14 protein-coding genes and 1 tRNA gene are annotated in these 14,074 nt (G+C 63.4%); 8 read left to right on the top strand and 7 right to left on the bottom strand.

Annotated features, from left to right (window positions below; translation table 11 throughout):
- Positions 1–53 precede the first annotated feature (53 nt).
- Complete coding sequence (locus IVB36_RS11170; RefSeq protein WP_018453354.1) at positions 54–476, bottom strand: RidA family protein; 423 nt, start codon at positions 474–476, stop codon at positions 54–56.
- A gap of 119 nt (positions 477–595) precedes the next feature.
- Here IVB36_RS11170 and IVB36_RS11165 point away from each other — a divergent pair, with 119 nt between their 5' ends.
- Positions 596–733 carry an NUDIX domain-containing protein gene (locus tag IVB36_RS11165; protein ID WP_018453353.1) on the top strand — a complete coding sequence of 46 codons (138 nt, stop codon included), beginning with the start codon at positions 596–598 and terminating at the stop codon, positions 731–733.
- Between the two features lie 135 nt (positions 734–868).
- On the opposite strand, the gene IVB36_RS11160 is transcribed toward IVB36_RS11165, so the two are convergent.
- Together IVB36_RS11160 and IVB36_RS11155 are read right to left on the bottom strand one after the other, a co-directional pair.
- On the bottom strand, positions 869–1,129 hold the full coding sequence (locus IVB36_RS11160) for a hypothetical protein (protein ID WP_018453352.1): 261 nt from the start codon (positions 1,127–1,129) through the stop codon (positions 869–871).
- Positions 1,126–1,611 (bottom strand): L-2-amino-thiazoline-4-carboxylic acid hydrolase, encoded by a 486-nt coding sequence (locus IVB36_RS11155; protein ID WP_018453351.1) that lies wholly within the window; start codon positions 1,609–1,611, stop codon positions 1,126–1,128. Before IVB36_RS11155 ends, IVB36_RS11160 begins: the two co-directional genes overlap by 4 nt.
- Before the next feature lie 216 nt (positions 1,612–1,827).
- Between IVB36_RS11155 and IVB36_RS11150 the strand changes: the two genes are divergently transcribed.
- Positions 1,828–2,352, top strand: coding sequence for a nuclear transport factor 2 family protein (locus IVB36_RS11150; protein WP_026232516.1), 525 nt, complete (start codon positions 1,828–1,830; stop codon positions 2,350–2,352).
- A 189-nt stretch (positions 2,353–2,541) separates the two neighbouring features.
- Here IVB36_RS11150 and IVB36_RS11145 read toward each other — a convergent pair.
- Positions 2,542–2,616: transfer RNA gene (locus IVB36_RS11145), tRNA-Val, on the bottom strand.
- A gap of 73 nt (positions 2,617–2,689) precedes the next feature.
- The gene (locus tag IVB36_RS11140) at positions 2,690–3,049 is read right to left on the bottom strand and encodes a response regulator (RefSeq protein ID WP_007597092.1); all 360 of its coding nucleotides are present in this window, start codon (positions 3,047–3,049) and stop codon (positions 2,690–2,692) included.
- A gap of 363 nt (positions 3,050–3,412) precedes the next feature.
- Here IVB36_RS11140 and IVB36_RS11135 point away from each other — a divergent pair, with 363 nt between their 5' ends.
- The 3 genes from IVB36_RS11135 (at position 3,413) to IVB36_RS11125 (ending at position 6,606) form a co-directional block, all read left to right on the top strand.
- Entirely contained in the window at positions 3,413–4,303 is an 891-nt protein-coding gene (locus IVB36_RS11135; RefSeq protein WP_018453348.1) for an N-formylglutamate amidohydrolase, read from the top strand.
- A 537-nt stretch (positions 4,304–4,840) separates the two neighbouring features.
- The gene (gene hisN / locus IVB36_RS11130) at positions 4,841–5,623 is read left to right on the top strand and encodes a histidinol-phosphatase (protein WP_018453346.1); all 783 of its coding nucleotides are present in this window, start codon (positions 4,841–4,843) and stop codon (positions 5,621–5,623) included.
- 17 nt (positions 5,624–5,640) lie between these two features.
- Complete coding sequence (locus tag IVB36_RS11125) at positions 5,641–6,606, top strand: tripartite tricarboxylate transporter substrate binding protein (protein WP_018453345.1); 966 nt, start codon at positions 5,641–5,643, stop codon at positions 6,604–6,606.
- A 42-nt stretch (positions 6,607–6,648) separates the two neighbouring features.
- On the opposite strand, the gene IVB36_RS11120 is transcribed toward IVB36_RS11125, so the two are convergent.
- On the bottom strand, positions 6,649–7,539 hold the full coding sequence (locus IVB36_RS11120) for a LysR substrate-binding domain-containing protein (protein ID WP_247391491.1): 891 nt from the start codon (positions 7,537–7,539) through the stop codon (positions 6,649–6,651).
- 89 nt (positions 7,540–7,628) lie between these two features.
- Between IVB36_RS11120 and IVB36_RS11115 the strand changes: the two genes are divergently transcribed.
- Positions 7,629–8,381 carry a sulfite exporter TauE/SafE family protein gene (locus IVB36_RS11115; RefSeq protein WP_018453343.1) on the top strand — a complete coding sequence of 251 codons (753 nt, stop codon included), beginning with the start codon at positions 7,629–7,631 and terminating at the stop codon, positions 8,379–8,381.
- A 6-nt stretch (positions 8,382–8,387) separates the two neighbouring features.
- Here the strand turns inward: IVB36_RS11115 and IVB36_RS11110 are convergent, their stop codons facing one another.
- Positions 8,388–9,020, bottom strand: a complete 633-nt coding sequence (locus IVB36_RS11110) for a LysE family translocator (RefSeq protein ID WP_018453342.1) — start codon at positions 9,018–9,020, stop codon at positions 8,388–8,390.
- 245 nt (positions 9,021–9,265) lie between these two features.
- On the opposite strand from IVB36_RS11110, the gene IVB36_RS11105 reads away from it, so the two are divergent.
- Both IVB36_RS11105 and IVB36_RS11100 read left to right on the top strand, forming a co-directional pair.
- Positions 9,266–11,062, top strand: a complete 1,797-nt coding sequence (locus tag IVB36_RS11105) for a tetratricopeptide repeat protein (RefSeq protein ID WP_247391489.1) — start codon at positions 9,266–9,268, stop codon at positions 11,060–11,062.
- 174 nt (positions 11,063–11,236) lie between these two features.
- On the top strand, positions 11,237–14,002 hold the full coding sequence (locus IVB36_RS11100; protein ID WP_085350689.1) for a di-heme-cytochrome C peroxidase: 2,766 nt from the start codon (positions 11,237–11,239) through the stop codon (positions 14,000–14,002).
- Positions 14,003–14,074 lie beyond the last annotated feature (72 nt).

The raw sequence follows: 14,074 nt of genomic DNA, 5'->3' as shown, positions 1-14,074 counted from the left end.
GACGTATCGAAGTGCGAACGTCGAAGCTGACGATCAGCGAACGGCATGCCTTCCTACGACTGAACAGCGGCAATCATACTCAGCTCGACCGGTGCACCCCGCGGCAACTCGGCGACGCCGACAGATGTACGCGTGTGACGACCGCGATCGCCTAGGCGCTCGATCAACCGGTCGGAAGCGCCGTTCATGACTTGCGATTGCTGAGTGAATCCAGGGGCCGAGGCGATGTATCCAACGAGCTGCAAGACCTGGACGATCTTGTCCTCTCCACCTGTTGCGTGATTGATGGCCGAAATGCAGAGATCTGCGCAGAGGGCCGCCGCCCCCTGTGCGGCGGCGACATCGACACCTGCGCCGACTTTACCGGAGCACAGCAGGGCTTCGCCGCGACGCGGCAGCTGACCACTGACATACGCAATTCCACCATGGATGATCACCGGCAAGTAGTTGCCACCTGGTTTGTTCACGCTGCTCATATCGATAACCTGCCTTCATTTCTCGCTGGCGTGGTGGGCGGACAATGGCAGGCGGGGAGTCGCGGATCAAGCTGCGCATTGCACCGAGGTGGTGCACGATAACGATCCCCCATGACCACATGGCGCCTTCATTCGCACATCGCGTCGTCGCGATCGGCGGCGAGATCGAGTTCGGCGAGAGCTGGCAGGCCGCGCTGGTGCGTAAGTTCCACGAGGAGCTCGGTATCGGAATCTCCATCGTGAAGGCGATGAGCTGAACACGTTGCTGCTTCCACATCGTCATTGCGAGCGCGGCCAAGCAATCCAGAACCCCTCCGCGGAAACAGTCTGGATTGCTTCGTTGCGCTCGCGATGACGGAGTGTGAGACAGCAGCGCTGCATGACCAGCTACGCTACCAAACCTCCGCGCCGGGAATCTTCCTGCGCACCGCGATGCGCTGGATCCAGATGCAGCGGCGGATGGATCTGTTGGAGCGGCCGACGGCCGAGATGCCCTCGCCGGCCTGAAGCAGCGGCGCCACGCTTTCGCGCAATGCGCGGCAGCGCTGCAGTTCGGCCTGCCAGTCGATGACCGCAGCAGCGGCGCGCGACGACATCAGCGCCAGCACCATCAGGGCAACATAGCTCGCCCGCATCACCCGCATTCCCTTCATTTTGATCCGCGCTCGTCGCGCCAGTAGCGGAAATCGCAATGGGACGCGCCTTGCATGATGGTTTGCGTGCGCGTGAGCCTGACGTCGGCGCCAAATCCATCAGCGGTCGCGAAGTCGGCGGTGCAGACCAGCAGGAAACCGAGCTCCGGCTCGCCCAGCGCCTTGTAGAACTCGGCATAGGCGCATCGCGTCACGTCGAACGCAAAGGCGTCCTGGGTCTGCTCGATGATGTCATAGGCGAGCGCGTCGTCTCGGGCATAGGTCTTGAACGCCGACGCGACGGCCTTGCCGAGATCGGCTTCGTTGTTCGTGCTGTTCTTTGCCTTCCAGAATTCCTCGCCGAAGCCGCGATAGAGGTCGCCAAGCGCCTTGCGCACCAATGCATTGGCGCGCGCCTCGCCGAGTTCGGCCTGCAACGCCTTAACCAGGGGCACCAGCACCTGCGCCTGGATCTTTGCCTGCTCGATGACGGACACGCTCATGGGCAACCTTCATCCGGGTTACTTCACACCACAAGACGATAACTCAACTCGCTGCTCGCGGCGAGGGTTTGCTTGCCTGGTCCCGTGGCATCCGGAAGCCTACGTTTCCGTGATGTCGGGGTCATCGCCGATCGTGCAATCCTGAAAACATCGACCTGGCCACAATGGTATGACGCTCACCATTCAAATTCCGCCGGCAAATGACCAGAGGTGACCATGATCCGACCTAAAATGCCTTCAGGCAATTTCACGCCACGAGTGTTTTCACGGCGCCCTCAAGTTGCGGCGTTTGCCGCAGCGCTGTTTCTCGCCGCAACGTTCTGGCCGGCCGGAGGCGCGCAGGCTGCCGCAAATGATGCCGAAGCACGAACCATCTTCGAGAAATTCATCGCGGCGCAGAATGCGCATGATGCGGACGCCATGAAGGCCATGCTCCTGAATTCAGCCGGAACGCTGTTGTTTGCCAGAAACATCGAGACGCGCGGTCGCGATGAGGTCGCCGCGCGGTTCAAGACCTATTACGAGGGCACCTGGCACCTCGAACCCGACATGTCGAAATTCCGCGTCGCCGTGATCTCGAACGAGATCATGCAGATCCTCGTGCCGATCGTCTTTACGCGCGGCCTTCCGGGCAAGCCGCCACAACAAAATACGTTTCTGATCAGCCAGACCTACGTTCAGGATGCGGACGGCTGGCACGTCGCCTCCATCCTTCCGGTCGCAAACACGGAACTGAAATAGGGGATTTAGCGGCGGTGTGTCGGCGAAGGAGGCTGCCGCTCCAGTCCGTCTACGCTCTTCGAGCTACACCGGACACGCTTCGCCGAAATGAGATTGGTGGCTTGCCGAGCCGAACCTCGCGGCGGCAGCCCGCCTGCGCCCGTTGGGCTTCGGCGTGGCATCCTTCACTCGGCTATCGCGAGCGAAGGATGGTGGGCGCGACAGGGATCGAACCTGTGACCCCTACCATGTCAAGGTAGTGCTCTCCCGCTGAGCTACGCGCCCTAGATGTCTCTAGATCGGGTCGGGTCCCTATAACGGCTCACGGGAGCCGGTGCAAGGACGGAAGGGGGCCGATTTAGGCCGCCAGCATCTTGTTCACTTCGCTGACCAATTCGCGCAAATGCACGGGCTTGGACAGCACCTTGGCGTTCTTGGGGGCATCCGAATCGGAGTTCAGGGCGACCGCGGCGAAGCCCGTGATGAACATGATCTTGATGTCGGGGTCGAGTTCCGAGGCCCGGCGGGCGAGCTCGATGCCGTCCATCTCCGGCATCACGATGTCGGTGAGCAGCATCTCGAACGGCTCTTCCCGTAGCCGCTGATAGGCGGCCATGCCGTTATCGTGGGACGAGACCTGAAAACCGGCGTTTTCCAGCGCCTTGACCAGGAAACGGCGCATGTCGTTGTCGTCTTCGGCGAGCAGGATCTTTGGCATGGCGGAAATGTCGAATCCCCAGAGGATATCAGCGGAGGTCACTAAGCCCGACGGAGGGTAAATTTGGGGTGAAAATCTTTACCCTCCGCAGCTCGCGCTGCCGGACTCTTGTGAACCGGAATACGGCACGAAGCAATCGAGCCGTACCTGCCGGTCCCCACCTCGCTGCCCGCAGGGTTAAGACATGTTCCAGCGCAGATCTCATCTTTTCGCTTGGCAGGATGGTTGCGATTCCGGACAATGACGACACATAAGAGCCGCCCGATCGGCCGAATCAATGCGCCAAGGGCGAAGCCTGATACCGAGAGGCGGAGCCTGATTGCCAAGGGCGAAGCCTGACACCAAGGGACGAAGCCTGAGAAGATGACCCGGTTTGACGGCGACAAGTCGCCAGCCTTCGAGATCGTTGAGCCCGCGCAATGGCGCGCGCCGGTTATCTTCAACTCGCCCCATTCCGGCTCGACCTATCCGGACGAATTCCTCAGCGCCTCCAGGATCGACCTGCCGACGCTGCGGCGTTCCGAAGATTCCTTCATGGACGAGCTGATCGGCCATCTCAGCGAGCGCGGCTTTCCGACCGTGCGGGTCAACTTTCCGCGCTCCTATGTCGACGTCAACCGCGAGCCCTATGAGCTCGATCCCCGGATGTTCACCGGGCGCCTGCCGAGCTTTGCCAACACCCGCTCGATGCGGGTTGCCGGCGGACTTGGCACCATTCCGCGCGTGGTCGGCGACGGCCAGGAGATCTATCGCGAGCGCATCCTGGTCGACGACGCGCTGGGGCGGATCGAGACGCTGTACAAGCCGTATCATCGCGCGCTGCGCCGGCTGATCAACAAGGTGCACCAGATGTTCGGCACCGTCGTGCTGGTCGACTGCCATTCGATGCCCTCGGTCGGCGTCTCCCGCGACGAGCCGCGCCGGCCCGACATCGTCATCGGCGACCGCTACGGCACGAGCTGCACGCCGCTATTGCCCGACCGGGTCGAGGAGACCATGGCCGGCCTCGGCTATTCGATCGGCCGCAACAAGCCCTACGCCGGCGGCTTCATCACCGAGCATTACGGTAACCCGGCCAGTGGCCTGCATGCCGTGCAGCTCGAGCTCAACCGCGCAATCTACATGGACGAGCGGCGGCGCGAGCGCAGTCCGCGCTTTGCACAAGTGGCGTCGGACTTCGGCGTGCTCGCAGACGTGCTGGCGACCACGGTCCCGTTCGGCGATCTCGGCCCGTTCCAGGCCGCGGCTGAATAGGCGCGACGTTTTCTTCGAACAATTGTGTTGGGTGCGATCAGCGCGAATGCGTTTCGCGGCGAGCATCGAAATGAAAGCCGATGCCGAGAGAAAGCAGAGGCTGAAAGAAAAAAGGGCCGCTTCTAATGAAGAAGCGGCCCAAGTCTAGGGAGGAAACGCCCAAGGAGGGCAGCAGTAACGCGAGAAGCGCTACCGCACCGCAACAATATGCGGCCGCGACGCACAAAGTGCAAGGGCTTTCGACCGGTTTCCCATGCAATGAGGACATAGCTCGGTTGCTTCTAGAGAAACCCAGATTCAGTTCCTTTGATAAGGAAATTCAATGGGTTGATAGTCATTTGCATACGAACGAGGCAGATCCGGAACTAAGGTTTCAACTCAATGATCGATTTTTGGCCAGCCAAGTTCTTTGAAGGAGGGACGCATCCGGCATCCAAAATACCAGGGTGCAAAAGCAAGACAGCGCTGCACGATTCTTCCGATTTGAGCTAGGCAGGAGTGAGCTTCACCCGACTTTCGCTTTTTTGAGGATACGCCGTGACGGTGATCGATTTCTCCGCCTTCATCGGACGGCTCGCCACCGCCTCCGGCGAAACCATCCTACCGTTCTTCCGCACCTCGCTGTCGATCGAGGACAAGAGCAAGACCAAGGATTTCGACCCCGTGACCGAGGCCGATCGCGCCGCGGAGGCGGTGATGCGGCGTCTGATCAAGGCCAACTTTCCCCAGCACGGCATCGTCGGCGAGGAATTCGGCAACGAGCGCGAGGATTCGGATTATGTCTGGGTGCTCGACCCCATCGACGGCACCAAATCCTTCATCGGCGGCTTTCCGATCTGGGGCACGCTGATCGCGCTCCTGCACAAGGGCACGCCGGTCTACGGCATGATGCACCAGCCCTTCATCGGCGAACGCTTTTCCGGCGACAGCGGCTCGGCTCATTATAAAGGCCCGTCCGGCGAGCGCCGGCTCCAGGTCCGGCGCTGCGCCTTGCTGTCGGAGGCGACGACCTACACCACCAGCCCGCTGCTGATGAGCGAGCGCGACCGCGCCATCTTCGGCCGCATCGAAACGGGCGCGCGGCTGTCGCGCTATGGCGGCGACTGCTACTCCTATTGCATGCTGGCGGCAGGTCACGTCGATCTCGTGGTCGAGACCGAGCTGAAGCCTTACGACATCGCAGCCCTGATCCCGATCGTGACCGGTGCCGGCGGCGTCGTCACCACCTGGGAAGGCAAGCCGGCCCAGGGCGGCGGCCGCATCGTCGCGGCCGGCGACGCCAGGGTTCACGAAGAAGCACTGAAACTGCTCAACGGCTAGGCGATCTAGGAGCCTGCATGACCAACCGGCGTACGCTCCTTCTCGCGGCCTTGCTTCTTTTTCCGACGCTCGCCTCCGCCCAGAATTTCCCGGCCAAGCCGATCAAGCTGATCGTGCCGTTTCCGGCCGGCGGCCCCAACGATATCATCGCGCGGGTGATCGGCCAGCGCATGTCGGAACTGTCAGGGCAGCCGGTGCTGATCGACAATCGCGGCGGCCAGGGTGGCGTGCTCGGCACCGATGCCGTCTCCAAGGCTGCACCTGACGGCTACACCATCGCGATCTCCAGCGCCGGCGCGCTGGCGATCAGCCCGAGCATGGAAAGGGTCGCCTACGATACGCTCAACGACCTCACGCCCGTGACGTTGGTCGCAACCGTGCCGGAAATGTTGGTGGTCGCCACCAACGTCCCCGCAAAGGACATCGCGGAATTGATCGCGCTCGCCAAGGCGCAGCCGGGAAAACTCAACTTCGCCTCCTCCGGACCCGGCAGCCTGCCGCATCTCGCCGGTGAATTGTTCAAGCTGACGGCCAAGATCGACATCGTGCACGTGCCCTATCGCGGCGCGGCGCCCGCCGTGAACGATCTGCTGGGCCAGCAGGTGCAGATGACGTTCCTGGACCTCCCCGTGCTGCTGCCGCAGGTCAAGGCGGGCGCCCTGCGACCGATCGCGGTCGGCTCCGCCGAGCGTTCGCCGACGGCGCCTGACGTGCCGACCACCGCGGAAGCGGGCTTTGCGGATCTGCGCATCGAGAACTGGTACGGCATGGTCGCGCCGAAGGGCACGCCGAAGGAGATCGTCACCGCGCTACATGATCTGGCCACGAAGGCGATGGCGGATCCGGCGGTGAAGGAAAAGCTCGCTGCCCAGGGCGCGACGCTGGTCGGCGATGAGCCGGAGCATTTTCGCACATTCATCGCGGACGAGACGAAGAAATGGGCGAAGGTGATCAAGGACGCTGGCGTGGAGACGGCGAAGTAGCTGCGTCTTAACCTCTTCTAAAGGGAGGGGAAATCCCAGAACTCACACCGCCGCAGACCGCAAATGCTCCACCAGCATCTTCGCCGGGCGCGGTAGTGTCTTGAAGCTTCGCGCGCAGATCACGAGTTTGCGGTTGGCCCAGCTATCGAGCAGGCGGACCATGGCGAGCGGCATCAGTTTTGCGCAGCGGCGGGCCGCGGCTTCGGGCACCAGCGCGACGCCGACATCGGCGGCGACCATCTGGCAGATCGCATCGAAGTCGCGCAAGCGTGCGCGGTAATGCGGCCGCATGCCGAGCCGGGCGGCGTGCTTCGAAATATGCACCTGAAGCGCGGTGGCGCTGGTCAGCCCGACGAAGTCGCAAGCGCCCGCCTCCTGGAAATCGATCGCGCGGCGGCCGGCGAACGGGCCGCGCCTAGACGTCACCAGCGTCAGGCGATCCTCGCTGAAGGCGAATCGCTCGATATGATCGGGCAGCGCGTGCTCGGCGGCGAAGCCGAGATCGGCCGCGCCCGCAGTGATCGCGGCCGCGATGTCGGTGCTCTCGCGCTCCTCGATGTCGATGGCAACGTCGCGATGCTCGCGCAGGAAGCCGGCGAGCGCCTTCGGCAGATGCTCCGAAAGCCCCGAGGTATTGGCGAGGAAGTGCACGCTGGCGCGCACGCCGCTGGCAAAGCCGGCGAGATCGCCGCGCATGGCGTCGATCTGGTGAATGACGAGACGGGCGTGATCGAGCAGGCTCTCGCCGGCCGAGGTCAACTCAACGCCGCGGCGCCCGCGCTTGAGCAGCGCGACGCCGAGCGCATCCTCCAGCCCCTTGATGCGCGCGCTGGCTGAGGCCAGCGCCAGATGCGACCGCTCCGCGCCGCGGGTGATGCTGCGCTGGTCGGCGACCGCGATGAACAGCTGGAGGTCGACGAGGTCGAAGCGCATCGGGGGTCCCTTCAGCCTTCGTTCCAAACGAAGGCTTTCTCCGTAAGCTACAGATTGTGCCGGCGCGCTGCATCGGTCAATGTGCAGATATGATCGACCCGCTCCTCATTCTCATCGCCGCCGTTTTCCTGATCGCCGGATTCGTCAAGGGCGTGGTCGGGCTCGGCCTGCCGACTGTCTCCATGGGCCTGCTCGCGGTGAGCATGGCGCCGAGCCGCGCGATCGCCATCGTGATCGTCCCCGCCATCGTCACCAACATCTGGCAGACCTTCGTCGGCCCCCATTTGCGCGATATCCTGAGGCGGCTGTGGCCGCTGATGATCGGCACCGTGATCGGGTGCTGGCTCAATGCCGGCGCGCTCACCGGCCCGCATGCGCGCTACGGCACGATCGTGCTCGGCGTGCTCCTGGTCATCTACGCGATCATCGGGCTGAACAAATTCCAGTTTCATGTTGCGCCAAAGAACGAGAAATGGGTCGGCGGCGTGGTCGGCGTGGTCACCGGCGTGATCTCGGCCTCGACCGGCGTGCAGGTGATCCCCTCGATGCCGTTCATGCAGGCGATCGGCATGGAGAAGGACGAGCTGGTGCAGGCGCTCGGCGTGTTTTTCACGACAGCGACACTGGCGCTCGCCTTCAATCTCACCGCGGGGGGATTGCTGACGCCGGCCAACGCGGTGCCGGGCGCCGTGGGCATGGCCTGCGCGTTTGCCGGCATGTATATCGGCCAAACGGTGCGGGCGCGGATGCCGGCGGAAGCGTTTCGCCGCTGGTTCCTGATCGCGATGATCCTGCTCGGCCTCTATCTCGCCGGCAGCGCGCTGCTGAAGGAATTCGCGTAAAGGACGTTACCGCGTCTCCAGCATGGCGACGCGGATGCCGAGATAGATGAAGAGGCCGCCGAGGGTACGGTTGACCCAGGCGACCGCGCCTTCGGAGCTCCGCAAGCGGTGGGCGGCCCTTGCCGCGAACGCCGCCAGCACCAGGCACCACAGCGTTCCCGTGCAGATGAAGATCAGGCCCAGCATCAGGAAGGCGAGCGGCTTGTGCGCCGAGTCCGCTGCGACGAATTGCGGCAGGAAGGCAAGGAAGAACAGCGCGACCTTGGGATTGAGCGCGTTGGTGAAGACGCCCTGGAGGAAAACCCGCCGCAGCGAGCTCTGCACAGGCTCGTCGATGGCCGAGGCCAGCACCGGGCGCGACCACAGCATCTGAAGCCCGGTCACGACGAGATAGGCCGCTCCGACCAGCTTCAGGATCGAGAACGCGGTCGATGAGGCCATCAGCAGGGCCGAAAGGCCGATTGCCGCGCCCGCGACATGGAAAAAGCAGCCGCAACTGATGCCCAGCGCGGCCGCGGCGCCACCTCGCCAGCCCAGCTGCATGCTGCGGCCGATCACATAGACCGTATCAGGCCCCGGCGTGATGTTGAGCAGCACGCCCGACAGGACGAAGAGCCAGATTTCGTGAATGCCCAGCATGTGTGACGTGCCTCCGCCGCCCAACCGTAGCCCAAGAGGTCGGCTTAGTGCGTTCGCTCGTCCCCGTCCACTGCCGGATTGCCGAGGATTTACCTCGAATTTGCAATGCGGATCATACTTTCGCTCGGCCTCATCTGCTCTATAAGGAACGGGTTCTTTGAATGCGGGATTCGAGGCGACTGCCACGCCGTGGCCGGTCCTCGATCTCTTCCAAGTCTCTTGCAAGTCTCTTGGAGCTCCGGAATATGGAAAGACGTCTGGCTGCCATTGTCTGCGCCGATGTCGCCGGCTATTCGCGCATGATGGGCACCGATGAGGCCGGCACCCATGCCGCCTTCAAGGCCCATCGCAGCGCGATCCATCCCATCATCCTCAATCACGGCGGCCGCGTCGTCAAAACCACCGGCGACGGCTTCCTGCTGGAATTCCCCTCGATCGTCGGCGCCACCGAGGCCGCGATCGCGATGCAGACCCTGATGGCGGAGCGCAATCACCATCTGCCCGCCGATCGCGCCATGCAGTTCCGCCTCGGGATCCATATGGGTGACGTCATCGCCGACGAGGACGAGGTCTTCGGTGACGATGTCAACATTGCCGTCCGCCTCGAAGCCGTGGCGAGCCCCGGCGGCTTCGCCATCTCGGCCAAGGCCTACAAGGAGGCCAGCAAGCATCTCACCGTGCCGCTGGTCGATGCCGGCAACCACCGCTTCAAGAACATCAAGGATCCGATCGGGGTCTGGACCTGGACGCCTGAAGGTGCACCGGCGCTTGCGCCCGCGCTGAGGGAGGCATCCGCCCTCTCGCAGCAGTATCGCACCGCGATCGTCGGCGTGCTCCCTTTCGCCAATCTCAGCGACGCACAGGACGAGTATTTCTCCGACGGCCTGACCGAGGATCTGATCCACGCGCTGTCGCTGCAATCCTTCTATCGCGTGCTGAGCCGCAACTCGACGTTCGTGTTCAAGGGCAACAACGCCAGCACCCGCCTGATCGCGCGGGAGATCGACGCCACCTATCTGATCCAGGGTTCGGTGCGGCGTGCCGGAGCCAAGATCCGCGTGACCGCAGAGCTGATCGCGCCGGAGACCGGCGAGCAGCTCTGGACTGGCCGCTACGACCGCGACATCGGCGATCTCTTCGCGATGCAGGACGAGATCACCACCAACCTGTCCGCCGCCATCGCCACCGAGATCGTCCGGGCCGAAGCCTCGGCGCCGGCGCGGCTCTCGACCGACGTCACCGCCTGGGACCGCTTCCTCAAAGGACTGTCGCACTATTATCGGCAAACCAAGGAAGACCTGGCCATCGCCGTCGACCTGTTCCGGGAGGCCATCAGGCTCGAGCCCAAGCTGTCGATTGCGCACGCCTATCTCGCCACGATTCAGATCCAGAGCATCCAGTTCGGCTGGGTCAAGGGCACGCGCGAGATGTGGGCCGAGGCGATGAAGCTTGCCGAAACCAGCGTTCGGCTCGATCCGCGCTCGTCATTTGCGTTCTCGATCCTGTCCTGGACCCACGCGCTGGAGGGGCATTACGAGGCCGCGATGGACGCCGCCAAGCGCGCCGTCGCGCTCAACCCCTACGACAACGGCGCGCGCGGCGTGCTCGGCATCTGCCATTTCGTCATCGGCGAGCACCGCGAGGCGATCGAGCTGTTCTCGATGGCCGCACAGCGCGACAACAGCGATCCGCGCTACCAATGGGCCGCACTGAACGCCTTCAGCCATTATCTGCTGGGCCAATATGACGCGACTCTGTCATGGGCTCGAGAACAGCTCTACATCAACCCGAACCATTTGCAGGCGCTGGCAATCCGCGCCGCGGCGCTGGCGCAATTGGGACGCGGCGACGAGGCGGTCGAGGCGACCCGCGTGCTCATGGCTAACTACCCGACTCTCAATGTCGACCGCCATTTGCGCAATTTCCACTGGAAGCGGCCCGAGGACCTCGCCCATTACCGCGCCGGACTCTTGAATGCGGGCGTGCCGCTCGGCAAACTGACCCTGGTTTCGAGCGACGTCAAACGCGTCGCCGAATCCTGAGAGCCAGCCGCGGCCACGCGGCAATGTCCCCTCCGCCTTTATTGACACGACAGTGAATTCAGCCACACTCGGCTACACGCTGAAGTAGTATAACGTGTTGTCGGTTTGTCAGGACTTTCCGCGCTCTATCGCCGCGTCTGTATTTCACGATTCGCCGTTTTCAGGATTTGGGCCATGCATGACTCCGCTCCGAAGCCCTCCTTAGACCCTTCGATCCAGGTCTCCCCGAACAATCCCTGTCCATTCCTCCGCGGCCTCGTCGGCGAGGGGTTTGTTGACGGCAGAACCGTTCCGCTCGGCACGCTGTCGCAAACGATCGCGAATGCGAGCGGCGAGACCGGGCTGAAGAAGGTCTCGGCCCGCATCCAGGTCCGCGGCGTTGCGCTTATCGCCAACGGGCTCGGTCACATCCTGAAGAGCATATTTTCGGGCGCACAGCTCGACGCGTTGCGTGGCGGCCCTCTCGACAAGCGCGGTGCCGGCTCGCGCGTCCTCGGCGTCGACGGCAAGGTCGATGAGGACGAGCTTGCGCGGTTTGCGAGCTTCGGCCGGGACTACCGGGATCCGAACGGCGGCGGCTCTGAGCCCGGTCTCAACGCCTCGGAAATCGGCGTCTTCATGCGCGACAACCTCAAGCGCGCCGGCAGCGCCGCGCGCTGGTACTACCCCCTGCTGATGAAGTTCGAGTGGCCGATCCTCCTGAAGATCATGGGCAAGGGCGCGGGTGAGGACCGCTATCTCAGCGTGGCCGACGTGCGCACTCTGTTCAACGAGCGGCAATTCCCTGCTCGCATCAACCAGCGGCTGGTATCGCAGCCGGTGCTGTCCACCTGCCAGCGTGTGGTGCGGGGCGCCCTCAAGGTTGCGGCCCTGCTGCTCGCCCTCGGTCTCGCCTTGCTCGTTGCGGTCGCCGAATTTCCCGACCAGGTGCGCGCCATGCTGCCGCAAAAGGGAATTCTCGTGAATCTCCTGCCGCCACCCTTGCCCACGGTCCCGGAGACGAAGGCGGCCTTTTGGCTCGAACAGAATTGGTCGCTGAAGGACAGGCACTGGTTTCACCATGCCAGCCAGGGCACAGCGACCTTCCCGGTGCCCTATGAATGGTTCATGGCCCTGGAGCAGCCGCGCCTGCATCTGTTCTCGGCGCCGGGCATGATGACGGACGGCACCTATCTCGAGCGCTTCGGGTTCATCCCGAGCCCGCAGTCGATCCAGACTGACGCGACGTCACTGCGCCGCTTCGGCTATGCCAATGTCTACGAGACGACACAGGTGCCGGACTGGTCGACCAGGTGGACGCCGGCGGAGAACGTCGACGGCCTGCCGGTCGGCTTCGCACGGATGACCGGTGTCGTCGATCCCGCGACCGGCCGTCGCGAAGAGGACAAGATCGGGCTGACCTGCGCGGCCTGCCATACCGGCCAGATCCACTACCAGGGCGTGGACGTGCGTTTCGACGGCGGCCCGGCCATGACCGACCTGAAGAAGCTCGAGGTCTCCACCGGCCTGTCGATCGCCTACACGCTTTACGTGCCGTTCCGCTTCCAGCGCTTCGCCGATCGCGTGCTCGGCCCCGATGCCAGCAAGGCTGACCGCGCCGCGCTCAAGCAGAAGCTCAGCGCGATCGGCAACTTCCTGATCGACTGGGCGCAAACCCAGCAAAAGACGATTGAAGGCAAGAAGACCTGGAACGGCAGGCAGCAGCAGGACACCGAGGAAGGGTTCGGTCGCCTCGACGCTCTCAATCGCATCGGCAATCAAGTTTTTTCGCAGGATCTCGCGCTGAGCGGGATCAAGGGATTCGAGAAGAACCTGCACGCCCAGGACGCGCCGGTCAGCTATCCCCCGATCTGGACCGTGCCCTGGTTCAAGTTCGCCCAGTACGACGCCTCGATCGAGCAGCCGCTGATCCGCAACGCCGGCGAAGCCCTCGGCGTGACGGCGCTGCTCAACCTGTCCGACGCCTACCCGGAGGACAGGCTGTGGCGCTCCTCGGTTCATATCAACACGCTCGGCTGGATCGAGGACATGCTCAGGGGGCCAGACCCGTTCAAGACGGCAGATCCCTCCACCGGCCCGAAGTTCGGCGGCCTGCTGGCGCCGAAATGGCCCTCGCAGATCCTTGGCGACAATTGGAGGCTCGATCAAAAGAAGGTCGACAATGGCCGCAAGATCTACGCCGAGATGTGCTCCGGATGCCATCTGCCGGCGATCGACACCCCGGCTTTCTGGTCGTCGGGACATTGGGAGCCGAGCGGCGACAGCAAGGTGCTGAACGCGGTGACGATCCCCCTCGACGAGATCAAGACGGATCCCGAACAGTCGCTCGTGCTCAGCAACAGGATCGTCGATCTGCCCGGCTTCCTGAAGGTGAATACGGCCGACCTCCAGAAATGGTGGCAATGCGACGTCTCGACCGCAAGCTCGCCGACCGAGATGGTTTATGCGCTCGGGTTGATGACGGTGGTGGATCTCGTCGCCCGCAAATGGATGGACGACGAGAAGACTCCGGACGCCGAGCGGTCGAAATTGTGGAATCTCGCGCGCAAGAACTGCCTCAATCCGGTGGGGGGAGCACGCTATCGGGCACGGCCGCTGAACGGCGTCTGGGCCACGGCACCCTATCTGCACAACGGTTCGGTGCCCTCTCTCTACTGGTTGCTGAAGCCTGCAAGCGAGCGCCCGCAAAAATTCTGCATGGGCCGCCGCGACTATGATCCCGTGACCGTCGGCTTTGCGGTCACCGCCAACGAGAAGTGCAAGACGGGTGAAACCGAGTTCTCGGCCGGGTCGGACAAGGATCCGATCCAGGGCAACAGCGTGCTCGGCCATTCCTTCGAGCGCAAGCCGGGCGAGGAAAAACGTCCCGGTGTCATCGGCCGCGTGTTCAAGGACGACAACGAGCGCTACGATCTGATCGAGTATCTGAAGACGCTGTAGTGGGTGATGCTACTTCCTCGTCATGGCCGGGCTTGTCCCGGCATGCCGGCGTGTGGTCGCAGGGCAGCATCG

The organism is Bradyrhizobium sp. 35, assembly GCF_023073215.1.
Lineage (GTDB): Bacteria > Pseudomonadota > Alphaproteobacteria > Rhizobiales > Xanthobacteraceae > Bradyrhizobium > Bradyrhizobium canariense_D.
This window is presented reverse-complemented; position numbering and strand designations above follow the sequence as displayed.